The sequence below is a fragment of the Nocardia sp. NPDC051929 genome, from assembly GCF_044548645.1.
GTDB classification, from domain to species: domain Bacteria; phylum Actinomycetota; class Actinomycetes; order Mycobacteriales; family Mycobacteriaceae; genus Nocardia; species Nocardia sichangensis.
Genome location: NZ_JBIUCG010000031.1, coordinates 37,884 through 51,729, shown reverse-complemented (window position 1 = coordinate 51,729; position 13,846 = coordinate 37,884). Strand labels below are relative to the sequence as shown.

Annotated in this window: 11 protein-coding genes; 7 read left to right on the top strand and 4 right to left on the bottom strand. The window is 68.8% G+C overall.

From position 1 onward, the window contains the following. The first annotated feature begins 7 nt into the window (after nt 1-7). From aztB to ACIHAX_RS33840, 6 genes are all read left to right on the top strand, one after another. Nucleotides 8-2,014 (top strand): zinc ABC transporter permease AztB, encoded by a 2,007-nt coding sequence (gene aztB, locus ACIHAX_RS33865; RefSeq protein WP_397281682.1) that lies wholly within the window; start codon nt 8-10, stop codon nt 2,012-2,014. After that, the gene (aztC, locus tag ACIHAX_RS33860; RefSeq protein WP_397281680.1) at nt 2,011-2,928 is read left to right on the top strand and encodes a zinc ABC transporter substrate-binding protein AztC; all 918 of its coding nucleotides are present in this window, start codon (nt 2,011-2,013) and stop codon (nt 2,926-2,928) included. The genes aztB and aztC overlap by 4 nt, the downstream gene beginning before the upstream one ends. Nucleotides 2,929-2,962: 34 nt before the next feature. Next, nucleotides 2,963-4,120 (top strand): zinc metallochaperone AztD, encoded by a 1,158-nt coding sequence (gene aztD / locus ACIHAX_RS33855; RefSeq protein ID WP_397281678.1) that lies wholly within the window; start codon nt 2,963-2,965, stop codon nt 4,118-4,120. Between the two features lie 499 nt (nt 4,121-4,619). Further along, nucleotides 4,620-6,464: a hypothetical protein gene (locus ACIHAX_RS33850; protein ID WP_397281676.1), complete on the top strand. Its 1,845-nt coding sequence runs from the start codon at nt 4,620-4,622 to the stop codon at nt 6,462-6,464. Nucleotides 6,465-6,749: 285 nt separating this feature from the next. After that, the gene (locus ACIHAX_RS33845; RefSeq protein WP_364436376.1) at nt 6,750-7,874 is read left to right on the top strand and encodes an amidohydrolase family protein; all 1,125 of its coding nucleotides are present in this window, start codon (nt 6,750-6,752) and stop codon (nt 7,872-7,874) included. 160 nt (nt 7,875-8,034) lie between these two features. Beyond that, on the top strand, nt 8,035-9,318 hold the full coding sequence (locus tag ACIHAX_RS33840; protein WP_397281673.1) for a YhgE/Pip domain-containing protein: 1,284 nt from the start codon (nt 8,035-8,037) through the stop codon (nt 9,316-9,318). A gap of 27 nt (nt 9,319-9,345) precedes the next feature. Here ACIHAX_RS33840 and ACIHAX_RS33835 read toward each other — a convergent pair whose 3' ends face one another. From ACIHAX_RS33835 to fabG, 4 genes are read right to left on the bottom strand one after another with little or no spacing between them, the layout of a single operon-like run. Then, the gene (locus ACIHAX_RS33835) at nt 9,346-10,620 is read right to left on the bottom strand and encodes a sugar ABC transporter substrate-binding protein (RefSeq protein ID WP_364436382.1); all 1,275 of its coding nucleotides are present in this window, start codon (nt 10,618-10,620) and stop codon (nt 9,346-9,348) included. Beyond that, on the bottom strand, nt 10,617-11,438 hold the full coding sequence (locus ACIHAX_RS33830; RefSeq protein WP_397281671.1) for a carbohydrate ABC transporter permease: 822 nt from the start codon (nt 11,436-11,438) through the stop codon (nt 10,617-10,619). The genes ACIHAX_RS33835 and ACIHAX_RS33830 overlap by 4 nt, the downstream gene beginning before the upstream one ends. Beyond that, nucleotides 11,428-12,294, bottom strand: coding sequence for a sugar ABC transporter permease (locus tag ACIHAX_RS33825; protein WP_364436388.1), 867 nt, complete (start codon nt 12,292-12,294; stop codon nt 11,428-11,430). The genes ACIHAX_RS33830 and ACIHAX_RS33825 overlap by 11 nt, the downstream gene beginning before the upstream one ends. Before the next feature lie 55 nt (nt 12,295-12,349). Further along, nucleotides 12,350-13,102, bottom strand: a complete 753-nt coding sequence (gene fabG, locus ACIHAX_RS33820; protein ID WP_355080129.1) for a 3-oxoacyl-ACP reductase FabG — start codon at nt 13,100-13,102, stop codon at nt 12,350-12,352. A gap of 163 nt (nt 13,103-13,265) precedes the next feature. Here fabG and ACIHAX_RS33815 point away from each other — a divergent pair, with 163 nt between their 5' ends. Further along, nucleotides 13,266-13,742 carry an SRPBCC family protein gene (locus tag ACIHAX_RS33815; protein WP_355080128.1) on the top strand — a complete coding sequence of 159 codons (477 nt, stop codon included), beginning with the start codon at nt 13,266-13,268 and terminating at the stop codon, nt 13,740-13,742. The last annotated feature ends 104 nt before the right edge of the window (nt 13,743-13,846 follow it).

Below are 13,846 nucleotides of genomic sequence, written 5' to 3'. Positions count from 1 at the left end.
CTGCGTCATGGAGTGGTTGGCCCCGTTCGAGGTTTCATTTGTGCAGCGGGCGTTGTGGGGCGGACTGCTCGTGTCGTGTCTGTGCGCTCTGGCGGGGACGTGGGTGGTGTTGCGCGGCATGGCTTTTCTCAGCGACGCGATGGCGCACGGCATGCTGCCAGGCGTCGCGATCGCCGCGCTGCTCGGCGGAAACCTGTTGCTGGGCGCGGCATTCAGCGCCGCGGCGATGGCCGTCGGCGTCTCGGTGCTCGGCCGTGGGACGCGATTCGCCGCGGACACCGGCATCGGACTGCTGTTCGTCGGGATGCTGTCGGCGGGCGTGATCATCGTGTCGCGTTCGCCCTCGTTCGCGGTCGACCTGACCGGCTTCCTCTTCGGTGACGTACTCGCCGTCGGAGAACGTGACCTGTGGTACCTGGTCGCGGCCACGGTTCTCGCGGCGGTGATCTCGGTGCTGGGCTACCGGGCATTCGTCGCGCTGACCTTCGACCCGCGCAAGGCGCACACCCTCGGATTACGGCCTCGCCTGGCGAACGTGGCGCTGATCGCTCTGCTGACCCTGGCGATAGTCGCGTCGTTCCACATCGTCGGCACATTGCTGGTCTTCGGTCTGCTCATCGCGCCGCCCGCGGCGGCCGTCTACTGGGTGCATCGCATCCCGGCGATCATGCTCGCCGCCGCCGCGCTCGGGGCGGTGGCCACCTTCGCCGGGCTGCTGATCTCGTGGCACGCGCACACCGCCGCCGGGGCGACCATCGCGGCGACGGCCGTCGCGCTGTTCTTCGTCTCGGCGCTGTCGTCCTGGGTGCGTGATCGGATCCGGTCCTCGCGCGGGACGCCGAGACCACTGGCCGTGCTCCTGGTACTCGCCATGATGACGCCCTTGATCGGTTGCGGGACAGGCGATTCTACTGGCCCTCCGGAGACGCCGCCGCACGGTTATGTGGCGGGCGCGCAGGAGGCCGACGAGGCGCAGCCGCGTCTGGTCGTGGTCGACAGCGGGACCGGCGCGGTGCGGGTGGTCGATCTCGTCACCGCGGACGTCATCGATCTCGGCCGAGCGGAAGGCGTCGGCCGCGTGACCGCCGACGGGCGCTACGCCTTCTTGTCCGCCCGCGACGGGGTGCGGATCGTGGACGCGGGCGCATGGACGGTCGATCACGGCGATCACGTGCACTACTACCGGGCACCCGTCCGCGATCTGGGCGCCCTCGCCGGTGGCCCGGTGTCGGCCGCGTATGCCGACAGTGCGGTGACCGCACTGGTTTCCGACGCGGGTGGCACAGCGCTGCTGGATCGGTCCGCGCTGGGCGCGGGGTCGCGACAAGAGCGCGGCGTGATCGCCGACGGAGCCGCCGTGCCATACGCCGAGCACCTGCTGGTGGCCGTGCCCGCCCGGGACCGGATCGAGGTTCGTGCCCGAGACGGAGCGCCCGCCTCGGTCCTCGCCCAAGAGTGTCCGCGTCCGCATGGCTCGGCGGTGACCAGGCGTGGTGTCGTCTTCGGTTGCGCCGACGGCGCGTTGGTGGTGACGGCCCGGAACGCGGTGTTCAGCGGCGAGAAGATTCCCTATCCGCACGGCATCTCCGACGGCGACCGCGCGACCGCGTTCTTCCACCGCGCGGGCAGCGCGACGCTGGTGGCGAAGGCGGGCCTGCGCGGGGTGTGGGTGCTCGACGTCCGGCGCAAGTCCTGGACCGCGGTGGACACCGGCCCGGTGGTCGCGGCGAATACCGCGGGCGAGGGCGCGCCACTGCTGGTCCTCACCGCGGACGGCCTGCTGCACAGTTACGACGCCGTGTCCGGACGGCTGACCGCCGCGGCGCGACCGTTCACCGCGCCGGTACTCGACGGAGAACCCGCGCCGCTGATCCTCGTCGACGAGCACCGCGCCTACCTCAACGATCCCGCGGCGCGAGCGATCCACGAGATCGACTACGCCGACAACCTTCGTGCCGCAAGAACCTTCGGCCTCGACATCGTGCCCACGGCGATGGTGGAGACCGGCCGATGAGACGTGCCGCTCACTGGTGCGCGCTGTTCGCCGTCGCCCTGCTCGCGCTCACCGCATGCTCGAATGCCGACGCCGATCGCGGCGGAGTCGTCGTCACCACCAACATCCTCGGCGATCTCACCCGCGCCATCGCGGGGGACGCGGTCGAGGTCACCGTGCTCATGCCGGCGAACGCGGACCCGCACTTCTTCGCCCTCTCCGCCCAGCAGGCGGCCCGGCTCGAACGCGCGAGCCTGATCGTCTACAACGGTCTCGGCCTCGAGGAGAGTGTGCTGCGCAACGTCGAGGCGGCCGAGAGATCCGGAGTGGCAGGGGTATCCGTCGGCGCGGCGATCGATCCGATCGACTACTCCACGGACGACGCGGACGGCAGGCCGGATCCCCACTTCTGGACCGACCCGCGCCGGGTGCGCAAGGCGGTGGAAGTCATCCGGGACCGGATCATCGAGCAGGTCGACGGCGACGACGCCGCGACCGTGCGGATCGAAGCCGACCGCTACCTCGCCGAACTCGACCGGCTCGACCGCTGGATGACCCAGCGGTTCGCGACCATCCCCGCCGAGCGGCGGAAGCTGGTCACCAACCACCACGTCTTCGGTTACCTGGCACAGCGATTCGGCTTCGAGGTGGTCGGCGCCGTGATACCGGGCGGGACCACGCTCGCCGCACCGAGCCCGTCGGATCTCTCCGCCCTAGCCGGAGCAATCCGGGCCGCCGGGGTGGGCGCGATCTTCGCCGACTCCTCGCAGCCGGACCGTCTGGCCCGTGTGCTCGCCGAGCAAGCCGGTGTGCACGTGCAGGTGATCTCGCTGTATTCGGAGTCGCTCACCGAGCCCGGCGGCGGCGCGGGCACCTACCTGGAAATGATGCGGGCCAACACCGAATCGATCGTCCGCGGCCTCGCCACCGCTTAGTACCCGAACACCAGAACGAAAGACGGAGTAGCTCATGCCCGTTCGGTCTCGAACCACCACATCGTCCGCCCTGATCGGTCTGCTGGCCTCGGTGCTCGCCGGCTGCGGGGCCGACACTTCCGCCGAACGCGACACCCCGCGGATCACCGATCCCGTCGTGATCACCTACGACGGCGGAATCCACGTGCTGGACGGAACCACTCTCGAAATCGCGGGCACGGTCGAGCTCGACGGCTTCAACCGGCTCAACCCCGCGGGCGACGACCGTCATTTGATCGTCTCGACGAAAGACGGCTTCCGCGTCTTCGATGCCGCCACAGCCGGATTCACCGGCATCGAGTTCCCCGGCACGCATCCCGGCCACGTGGTCCGGCATGCCGGACGGACGGTGCTGTTCAGCGACGGCACCGGTGAAGTCGTCGCGTTCGACTCGGCCGATCTCGCAGACGGCGCGCCGCAGACCGCCACTTACCGCGCGGCCGCCCCGCACCACGGCGTCGCGATCGAACTCGCCAACGGCGAACTCGTCGTCACGCTCGGCACGGAGGAGAAGCGAACCGGGATCGTGGTGCTCGACAAGAACCGCACCGAGAAGGCGCGCAGCGAAGACTGCCCCGGCGTGCACGGTGAGGCGACCGCCGCGGGCGAGGCCGTGGTCCTCGGCTGTGAGAACGGCGTGCTCGTCTACCGCAACGGGGCGATCACCAAGGTGGCAGGCCCGACCGAGTACGGCCGGATCGGCAACCAGGCGGGCAGCGAGACCTCGCCCGTCGTCCTCGGCGACTACAAGCAGGACAAGGATGCCGAACTCGAACGCCCGCAGCGTGTCTCGTTGATCGACACGGTCACCGGCACGCTGCGGCTGGTCGATCTGGGCACCAGCTACACCTTCCGCTCGCTGGCCCGTGGCCCGCACGGCGAAGCCCTGGTCCTCGGCACCGACGGCCGCATCCACGTGATCGATCCCGTCGCGGGCGCTGTCGTGCGCACGATCCCCGTGACAGGTTCCTGGCAGGAACCGCTGGAATGGCAGAAGCCGCGACCCGCGCTGTTCGTCCGCGGCGACGTCGCCTACGTCTCGGACCCCGCCGCGAAGCAGGTCCACCGCGTCGACCTCGCCACCGGAGCGAAGACCGCGAGCGTCACGCTGCCGAGCACACCGAATGAAGTGAGCGGTGTGGTCGGGCACTGACGCCGGATTCTCCTCGATGGGGACGGAGGAAGATGGCCGCGCCGGACCACGCCCATCCGACGCCGCACTCTGCTGACCGCGGCGGCGCTCCGCGGATCTCGTGTCAGCGCCCACCGTCGCACCGGCCTTCCCGCCGGAGGTGATCGATGGGCCGCGTCTGCGCATACCCGCGCGGGACTATCTGCTGTTGCGGGGCCCGCTCGGCCAGGTAGGGCAGGGGGAGCCGCGGACCTGCTCCCGGGCTGGTCGCGGACGATCAACAGCCCGAATCTCATCTGGCCCGCGGACGGGGCGTGGTTCGTTGCGACCGAGATCGACCTGCCCTGGACCGGCATCGCGGGCAGCGCCGCGCTGATCGAGGCCCTGCGGGACGACGCGGAACTGGACGTCGAGGAGACCGTGCGTCGGGCGATCGGCCCTGCTGGCGGGAGGGCACCATGAACGCTCCGTAGCCGTCGAGGCGCGATCCCCGGCGCGACCGCCGCTACGGTGGGTTGGCATGGACACTGCTGCGCTCGACGTGCCCGAGTCGGCGCGCGTTCCTCCGGTGTCGGCGCTGGGCCGCGTCCGGAGGATCGCGAAGGCACAACCGGTGGTCGTCGTGGCCGGATGCCTGGTCGTGGTGCAGCTGGCCGTCCGCTGGTGGGTGGCCGACAGCGGCTTCTTCTATTGGGACGATTTCATCCTGGTCGGCCGGGCGGCCCGCTACGGGCTGTGGTCCACCGATCTGCTGCTGTACGACCACGACGGGCACTTCATGCCGTTGGCCTTCGTCACGGCCTGGGCGGTGAACGCGGTCGCGCCGCTGGTCTGGGCGGGACCGGTGACGGTGCTGCTGCTCATGCAAGTGGGTGCGTCGGTAGCCGTGGTGCGCATGCTGCTGCTCATCGTGGGCCCCCGGTGGCCGCTCCTGATTCCGCTGGTCTTCTATCTGTTCTGCCCCCTGACGATCCCGGCTTTCGCTTGGTGGGCCGCCGCACTCAACGCACTGCCGCTGCAATTCGCCCTCGCCTGGGTGATCGGGGACGCGGTGTCGCTGGTGCGGAGCGGTCGCCGCCGATACGCGCTGTCCGGCGTCGCGGTGCTGGTGGTGGCGTTGCTGTTCTTCGAGAAGTCGGCGGTCGTGCCGTTCGTGGCGTTCGCCGTGACGGCGCTGGTCCGCCATGTCGACGGCGGCGAGTCCCCGATTCGTGTGGTGGCGCGGCGGGGCGCGGCGCTGTGGATCGGATCGTCCGCGGTCCTGGGCTTCTGGACCATCGCCTATCTCGCGGTGGTCGCAGGGCCGGGACTGCCCGACGACTGGGACGAGTTGCGCGACCTGCTGCCCGGCGCGGCCTCCCTGGGGATCGTGCCCGCGCTGTCCGGCGGTCCGTGGGTGTGGGAGCGGTGGCTGCCGTCGACGCCGTGGGCGGATCCCCCCGGCTGGGCGGTGGTAGCGGCCTGGCTGACGCTGGGCGCGGTGGTGGCGCTGTCGATGCGCACCCGGCAGCGGATCGGGGCGGTGTGGCTGACGGCCGCCGTCTACGTCGTGATCGCTCAGCTGGCCGTCGCGTTGGCTCGTGGCGGACCGAACACCGCGGGGGAGTTGATGCAGTCGCTGCGCTACTTCGCCGACTCGGCGGTGATCGCGGCGGCCGCGGGCGCGCTCATGGTGCGGGCTCGCCCCCGGCCGTCCCGGAATCCGCGGCGCATCGAGCTTCCGGTCCGGCAGCTGACGGTCGCGGTGACAGCGGTGTTCGTCGCGAGCAGTCTCTGCTCCACCTGGACATTCGTGCGATCGTGGCGGGTCGGTCCGTCCGAAACGTATGTCACCAACGTGAAATCGGCACTGCGCGCATGGGACGGCGCGCCCCTGCTCGAGCAGGAGGTGCCGTGGAACGTGTTGAATCCGATGGCCTATCCGCAGAATCTGACCAGCAGCGTGCTGGCGTCCGTGGCCGCCCCCGGCACGTTCGCGGTCGCGACACCGCACTTGCGGATGATCACCGACGACGGTGCGATCGTCGACGCGGCGGTCTGGTGGAACCGGGCCATCCTCCCCGGACCGGAGCCCGGCTGTGGCTACCGCGTCGACGGAACAAGGCCGGTGTTCCCGCGTCTCGACGGCCCCCTGCTCGCGAACAAGTGGACCGCGCAAATCAATTACGTGGCCAGTCGGGATGGTCGGATCAGCGTCGCCCTGGAACACGGTGAAGCGGAGTCGGCGCCGGTCCGGAAGGGACTGAACACCGTGTTCGTCCGCCTCGTCGGCAGCGGCTCGGCACTGCGAATCTCCGCCGAGACACCGGGGCTGGACCTGTGCCTCGGCGTCGGCCCGGTCGGCGTCGCGTCGTACGACAACTGAACCTTTGACCTGACCGGATCGCGGACACCTCCGCCTTTCGATCCACTTCAGCGGCTCCGAAGCCGATCGTCTCCGCTGTCGGCGATGACTCGGCCGCCTTCCAAGCGGTTCGTCTCTGCGTAGGTACGCCTCGACAGTTGAATCTCTCCACGGTCCTGACCATTTCATCATTTACTCTTGACGAATATTTCGTCGTAGTTGATGATTTCATCGCATGCCGTCCGGCGGTGCGGAAAGCATCGGCGGACCGGTCCGTTTTCCCCGTCCGGACGAGTGAGGACTGCTATGACCGATTCCCGATTCCGCAGGAAGACGAGCAGGCGTCGCGCCTTTGGCGGCGTTGTCGCCGGAACGCTGGGCATCGCCGCTACGTCGGCTATCGCTCGAGCGACCCCGGCTCGTACCGGGCAACCTGCGCCGTCGGGTACCTACCGGATCGACCTGCACGCCCACTTCCTGCCACCGGACTACCGTGCGGCGCTGCTCGACCACGGTCACGTCACCATCGGCGGATACCCGACGCCGGATTGGTCCCCGGAACAGGCGCTGGCGTTCATGGACTACTACGGGATCCAGGCGCAGGCGCTGTCGGTGTCCGACCCCGGCGTGTCGTTCCTGCGTGGCAAGGAGGCGAACGACCTTGCCCGCTACTGCAACACGTATGCCGCAAGGCTGCTGCAAACGCATCCGAAGCGATTCGGCGCCTTCGCGGTGCTGCCGATGCCCGACGTCGCCGCCTCCGTCGCGGAAGCCGTCTACGCGCTGGATGAACTGCACCTCGACGGTGTGGTGTTGCTGTCCGCCTACGACGGCGTCTACCTCGGTGATCCGCGTTTCGAGCCATTGCTGATCGCGCTGAACCAACGCCGCGCCTATGTCTTCGTGCATCCGGCCGCCATCCCCGCCGAGGCCAAGCCGAAGCTGCCGCTGCCGGACTTCCTCGAAGAATTCACCTTCGACACCACGCGCGCGGCGACCTTGATGATGGCCACCGGCACGACGCAGCGCTACCCGAACATCCGCTTCCAGCTCGCGCACGCGGGTGGGACACTTCCGTTCCTGTCCCACCGCGTCAGCGTCGCGTCGCAAACGGTGCTCGGCGAACTGTGGCCCGACGATCTGCCCAGGCCGTCGGTACTCGACACGCAACGCCAGATCGCGAACTTCTACTACGACACCGCGCTCAGCGGATCGGCCGCGGCGATGGCGAGTGTGCTCGCCGTCGGGAAGCGCGAGCACGTCGTCTTCGGTTCCGACTGGCCCTTCAGCGCGCTCACCCTGCCGCAGACCGGCACGCACGATCCGGCCCCCGGACTCAGCGACATCTTCGACGCGGACCAGCGGATGGAGGTCGAGCGGATCAATCCGCTGCGGCAATTACCCCGCTTGGCCGCGGCGATCGACGCGTGAGCGCCTGCCACTCGCGATCGACGGCGCGCAGGGTTTCCCGGCGAAACTCCGGACCACGATTTCGGAATGTCCGCGCGCACGGGTGAAGATAACCAGCAGTTCGCCGAATACGTCCGCGCCGCCGAGCAGTCTTTTGTCCGCCGCGAGAGGAGCCGGTTCCATGGCAGCGAAACCCATGCGGATCCGTACCTGGATCCGACCCCTTGTCGTCGTCACGCTGCTCATGGCGTTGCTATCGGTGATGTATCTCGGGTACGTCGTCAACCCCGAAAAGAATCTGCACGACTTGCCGCTCGCCGTCGTGAACCAGGATGCGGGCGACACACTCGCCGGGAAACCGGCCAACGTGGGTAACCAGATCACCGCGGCGCTCACCGCGAACATCCCGGCCGACAAGGTCGACCTGCGCGTCATCGGCATCACCGAAGCGCAATTGCTGATGCGCGACGGCAAGATCTACGGTGCGATCGTCATTCCGAGTGATTTCACCAAGCGGCTCGCGATCCTCGGCGCCTCCGGTGTGGTATCCGGAAAGGTCGACCGGCCGGTGATCACCGTGCAGACCAATCCGCGCACCGGCACCTACGCCACGCAGATCACGCTTCGTATCGCCGAACAGGCACTGGGCGCGGTCAACACCACGGTCGGACAGCAGCTCACCGCCGCGGTGGACGAACAACTGCGGTCCTCCGGCGGACCCGCGCCGCAGTTGGCCGGAGCCAGCCAGTTGCTGCTGGCCGAGCCGATCGACGTGGTGATCGCGCCGTATCGGCCACTGCCCGAAGGCACCGGCGGCGGGTTGTCGGCCTTCTTCTACACGCTGCTGATCCTGCTGGCCGGATTCACCGGCGCCATGATCATCCACACCATGGTGGACGCTTCGCTCGGATTCACGCCGACCGAGTACGGGCCGTGGTATGTGCACTATCCGCCCACTCCGATCTCCCGGCTGCGCACATTGCTGCTGAAATGGGGCGTGCTCGCCGTCGCCGCGCCGATCGTGTCCGGTGTGTTCCTCGGCGTCGGGACGGCTTTGGACATGCCCATCGACAAAGCCTTGCTGCTGTTCCTCTATTCCACGTTCGCCATCCTCGCCGTGGGCGTCACCGCGCTGTCGATACTCGCCGCCTTCGGCGCCGCGGGCATGCTCGTCAACCTGATCCTGTTCATCGTGCTGGGGTTGCCCTCGGCAGGCGGAACCGTGCCCATCGAGGCGACGCCTACGTACTTCGCCTGGCTGTCCACATTCGAGCCGATGCATCAGGTCTTCCTCGGCGTCCGCGCGATCCTGTACTTCGAGGCCAGAGCCGCGGCGGGCCTGGAACGCGGTGTCTGGATGGCGCTACTCGGCCTGGTCATCGGCTTGTGCTCCGGTGCGGCGGTGACGGCGTTCTACGACCGGAAAGGATTGACGCGCACCGCGAATCGCGGCACCACATCCTAGGGCGGCCGGATCTTCTCCGGCGTTCGCTCAGTTCTGCGCGACGGCGGCCTCGGCCGCGGCCTGGGCGCGCGACAACGCTTCCGGCACCGGAATCCGGCCGAGATACATTTCGGCGAAAATCGGGTCGACGGCGCGGAGCGCGGCCGAGAAACCCGGTCCGCCACCAGAGGAGATGCGCGGGCCGCGGAGTACGTCGAAGAAGGGGGAGACCTCCACGCCCTTCCCTGCCCAGTAGTCGCGATAGCGCTGCTGTTCGGACACGACTGCCGGGATGGCGCCGCCGCCCTCGGCCAGGTGGCGGTTGCCCGCGCCGCTGCCGAGCCAGGCCAGCACCCGGCGCACCGCGTCGGGATGCCGGGTGGCCGCGTTACCCGCGACGCCGATCGCGTTGTTCGTGCTCACCCGTCCCGCCGGGCCCGCGGGCAGCAGCGCGACGCCCCACTCGAAGCGGGCCTGTTCGGAGATCTGCGCGAGATTGAATGTCCCGGACTGCAGCAGCGCCAATTTGCCCTGTAAGAAAGCGTTCTTCGCGAAGTCGGGATTGGTGTTGGTGTCCGCGGGCGATGGCGCGAGTCCGTCGGCGATCAACCGCACCAGATAGTCGAACGCCGCCACGCCCTGCGGGCTGTCGAAGACGAAATTGTCGTGGTCGTCTTGGAAGCGCGCTCCGTTCGAGCCCAGATAGGGCAGTTCGATGGACTGGAAGTCGTGACCCGCGTTGTACGCCCACGGCGTGACCGCCGCCAGTCTGCGCAGCAGTGGGCGCAGGGTGTCGTCGCCGCCGGGACTCCACCGCATCGCGGTCAGCTCGGCGGGATCGATATGCGCGGCCGCGAGCAGGTCGCGGTTGTAGTACACCGCGGTTCCGGCATCGACGAATTGCGGTACAGCCCAAAGCTTCCCGTCGCGCGTGTACTGCGCGACCGCCGAGGGGTCCCAGGCACTCGCGGCCTCGGGACCGAGCGTCGCCCCGATGTCGAGCAACCGCCCGGCATCGGCGTAGTCCTCGTACAGATTGGTCCAGAACAGATCGTCGGCGGTGCCACCGGCCACGTCCAAGCGGAGTTTCTGCCGATACGACGACCACGGCACCACCGTGATCCGTACTGCGAGGTCCGGATTCGCCCGCTCGAACTCCGCGAGCGACGCCTGGTAGGCGGGTACCAGACTCTCGTCCCAGATCCGCAACCCCACCACGGTGCGGCCGGACCCGTCGCCGTCACGGCCGAGCCACAGGGCCGCCGCGACCAGCAGTGCCGCGGCGAGTGCGAGGGCGAGCACCACGCGGGTCGATGTCCTCATTTCACCCCCGTCCACGCGATCGAGCGCAGCACCTGCCGCTGGCAGATCACGAACAGCACCACCAGCGGCGCGATGGCCAGCGTCGTGGCCGCCATCACCAGGGTCCACTGCGCGTTGTAGCGGGTCTGCAGATTCGCCGTCGCTACCGTCAGCACCTGCCACGAGCGGCCGCTGCTCGCGACCAGCGGCCACATGAAATTGTTCCACTGCGAGACGATCGTGATGAGCGTCAAGGTCGCCAGCACCGGCCTGCTCATCGGCACCATGACGTGCACGATGATGTCGAGGGTGTTCGCGCCGTCGAGCCGCGCGGCGCCGATCAGCTCCTGCGGAATCGCCCGAAAGTACTGACGCAGCAAGAAGACCGCGTACGGCGATCCGAACACGAACGGCAGCACCAGCGCCCAGAAGGTGTTCAGCAGGTCCAGGCGCGCGAACATCAGGTACAGCGGGATGAGAGTCACCATCGGCGGCACCATCATGGTGCCCAGATACACCCAGAAGAGCGCGTCGCGTCCCGGGAAATCGGTGCGGGCGAACGCGTATGCCGCCAGCACCGAAGTGATCAATTGGCCGCCGGTGATGAACACCGTCATCAACGCGGTCACCAGCACCGCACGCCCGAAGCCGTAGTCCAGTACGGTCCGGAAATTGCCGGCGGTGACCGGATGCGGCAGGGCCAGCGGCGACCCGGTCGCGAACTGGCCGGGTGTCTTCACGGCGGTGAGCGCGCTGAGCAGCAGGGGCGCCACGGTCAGCAACGCTCCGGCCGAGAGGATCGCGTAGGCGGCCGCCGAACGTAGGCGATCAGAACTCATAGGTGGTCCGATCCCGGAAGTAGCGGTGCTGCGCCACGGTGATCGCGAACATGACCGCGAACACCACGAGCGCCATGACGGCGGCGCGGCCGGGCCGTGCGGCGTCGAATGCCTCGGTGAAGATCCGCATCGCGAGCACATCGGTGCGGTCGCCCGGTCCGCCCTTGGTCAACGCGTACACGGTGTCGAAGGTCTGGAAGGCGGTCAGTACGCCGGTGACCAATACGAAGAACATGGTGGGCCGCAGTAGCGGCAGGATCAGCCAGCGGATCCGGCGCCAGCCGGTGGCCCCGTCCAGCGCACCGGCGTCGAGGATCTCGTCCGGGATTGCGCGGATTCCGGCCACGAAGAACAGCGCCACGTAACCGAAGTTCGCCCACACGCTCACCGCGGCCACCGACGGCAGCGCCAGCGCCGGATCCGAGAGCCATTCCACGCGCAGGCCGAGCGCGGCGTTGACGGCGCCACCGGTGGGAGCGAACATCCACTGCCACACCACACCCACCGCCACCGGCGCGCACATCCACGGCAGCGCGTACATGACCCGGAGACTCGTCGCGCCGCGCCGCCGGGCCAGCAATGCCGCGACCGCGAAACCCAGCACCGTCTGAGCGGGCACCACGATCGCGGTCAACACCAGCGTCACCAGCAGGGCGTGGCCGAACGCGGCGTCTCCCAGCACCGACCGCCAGTTGCGCAGTCCGACGAACTCCATCGGTCCCAACAGGTTCCAGCTGTGCAGACTGAGCCAGGCCACCACCAGAATCGGCAGCACCAGGAACGCGCCGACACCGATCAGGCTCGGCAGCAAGAGAACATAGCTCGTCATGCCGCGACGAGCCCCACGCCGATTCATGTGCTGCGACGTTACCGCCCCCGCCCGCCCCGGCACGGCGGGCGGGGGCGGGTCGTCAGTTGGTCGGGCCGCCCGCCACGTAGATCACTTGGCCGGAAACGAAACCGGCGCCCTCGCTCACCAGGAACGAGGCGGTGTGCGCGATGTCCTCGGGCGTGCCGACGCGCTGCACGGGAATCTGCGTGGCGGCGGCCTTCTGGAAGTCCTCGAAGGAGACGCCGACGCGCGCGGCGGTGGCGGCGGTCATGTCGGTGACGATGAACCCGGGAGCGATGGCGTTGGCCGTGACGCCGAACTTGCCCAGCTCGAACGCCAAGGTCTTGGTGAAGCCCTGCAAACCGGCCTTCGCCGCCGAATAGTTCACCTGGCCGCGATTGCCGAGCGCCGAAGTGCTGGACATGTTGACGACCCGTCCCCACTTCTGCTCGACCATGTGCTTCTGCACCGCGCGGGTGAGCAGGAAGGCGCCGCGCAGGTGCACGTTCAGCACCGCGTCCCAGTCGTCGACGCTCATCTTGAACAGCAGGTTGTCGCGCAGGATGCCCGCGTTGTTCACGACGACGGTCGGCGCCCCCAGCTCGTTCTCCAGCTGCGCGACGGCGGCGGCGACCGACTCCTCGTTCGACACGTCGGCGCCGAGCGCGACGGCTCGGCCGCCCGCCTCGGTGATCGCGCCGACCGTGTCGGCGCAGGCGGCCGCGTCGAGGTCGAGCACGCCGACCCGAAGCCCGTCCGCCGCCAAGCGCTTGGCGATCGCCGCGCCGATTCCTCGTGCGGCGCCGGACACTACTGCAACTCGCTCGCCCATGAGCGCGTCCCTTCGTCGATCGGATGTCGGATCGAATCAGTCTTACCGCACCGGTCCGCCGTGGCCGGGAGGCGGATCGGTCGCCGGATCGGCGCCGGGGAATTAACACCGACCTCGAGCGGAAGGCTTGCCCGGCTCTCGACCCGGATGCTTCGATCGGCACGTGACCGAGCAGAACGAGGTTCCCCGTATCGTCAGCGCCAGCCGTGAGATCAACGCGAATCCCGCGGAGATCTTCGAGCTCATCGCCGATCCCGCCGAGCAGCCGCGCTGGGACGGCAACGACAACCTGGCCGAGGCCGCGGCGGGGCAGCGGGTGCGAGAAGCCGGAGCGGTGTTCAGCACCACCCTGACCAACGGGGCTGTGCGCGACAACCACGTGGTGGAGTTCACCGAGGGCAGCCGCATCGCGTGGCATCCGTCGGAACCGGGCAAGCAGCCGCCCGGCCACCTCTGGCGCTGGGAACTGGAGCCGGTGGGTGAGGGCCGCACCCTGGTCACCCACACCTACGACTGGACGTCGCTCACCGACGAGAAGCGTCAGGTCCGGGCGCGCGCGACCACCGCGGACAAGCTGTCGGCCTCCCTCGACCGGCTCGCCGAACTGGCCGAGCAGCAAGCGGTTTCGTCGCAGCGGTAGTCGGCGTCGTCGTCCGGTCGCCGAATGTCGTGGCCTCGGAACACCCACGCAGGGCCACCGCGATGCGGCCCGGCCCAGTCGCGCCGGAGCCGTATCGAGTGTGG

Excerpts from the sequence above, each read along its gene's own strand:
- aztB (WP_397281682.1), top strand. The coding sequence starts at position 8 with ATGGAGTGGTTGGCCCCGTTCGAGGTTTCATTTGTGCAGCGGGCGTTG.
- aztC (WP_397281680.1), top strand. The coding sequence starts at position 2,011 with ATGAGACGTGCCGCTCACTGGTGCGCGCTGTTCGCCGTCGCCCTGCTC.
- aztD (WP_397281678.1), top strand. The coding sequence starts at position 2,963 with ATGCCCGTTCGGTCTCGAACCACCACATCGTCCGCCCTGATCGGTCTG.
- ACIHAX_RS33850 (WP_397281676.1), top strand. The coding sequence starts at position 4,620 with ATGGACACTGCTGCGCTCGACGTGCCCGAGTCGGCGCGCGTTCCTCCG.
- ACIHAX_RS33845 (WP_364436376.1), top strand. The coding sequence starts at position 6,750 with ATGACCGATTCCCGATTCCGCAGGAAGACGAGCAGGCGTCGCGCCTTT.
- ACIHAX_RS33840 (WP_397281673.1), top strand. The coding sequence starts at position 8,035 with ATGGCAGCGAAACCCATGCGGATCCGTACCTGGATCCGACCCCTTGTC.
- ACIHAX_RS33835 (WP_364436382.1), bottom strand. The coding sequence starts at position 10,620 with ATGAGGACATCGACCCGCGTGGTGCTCGCCCTCGCACTCGCCGCGGCA.
- ACIHAX_RS33830 (WP_397281671.1), bottom strand. The coding sequence starts at position 11,438 with ATGAGTTCTGATCGCCTACGTTCGGCGGCCGCCTACGCGATCCTCTCG.
- ACIHAX_RS33825 (WP_364436388.1), bottom strand. The coding sequence starts at position 12,294 with ATGAATCGGCGTGGGGCTCGTCGCGGCATGACGAGCTATGTTCTCTTG.
- fabG (WP_355080129.1), bottom strand. The coding sequence starts at position 13,102 with ATGGGCGAGCGAGTTGCAGTAGTGTCCGGCGCCGCACGAGGAATCGGC.